This window comes from Leifsonia sp. SIMBA_070 (assembly GCF_046534635.1).
In the GTDB taxonomy this organism is placed as follows: domain Bacteria; phylum Actinomycetota; class Actinomycetes; order Actinomycetales; family Microbacteriaceae; genus Leifsonia.
Genome location: NZ_JAWRYK010000837.1, coordinates 1 through 241, shown reverse-complemented (window position 1 = coordinate 241; position 241 = coordinate 1). Strand labels below are relative to the sequence as shown.

1 protein-coding gene is annotated in these 241 nt (G+C 70.5%); it reads right to left on the bottom strand.

Annotated elements, in window-relative coordinates; translation table 11 throughout:
• Nucleotides 1-241: aminotransferase class I/II-fold pyridoxal phosphate-dependent enzyme (locus tag SB754_RS22570; protein ID WP_410784504.1), on the bottom strand; the 241-nt coding region annotated here is incomplete at both ends.

Genomic DNA, 241 nt, shown 5'->3' with positions numbered 1-241 from the left:
CGAGCAGCTGGTCCTCACCGAGGGCGTAGCTCAGGCGGAGGTAGCCGCTCGGGCCGAAGGCCTCACCCGGAACGACCGCGACCTCTGCGGCGTCGAGGATGTAGTCGGCGAGCTCGAGGCTCGTCTCGATCCGACGGCCGCCCCACTCGCGGCCGAGCAGGCCCTGCACGTCGGGGTACACGTAGAACGCGCCCTGCGGCGTCGGCACGGTCACACCGTCGATCTTCGACAGCTCCTCGAC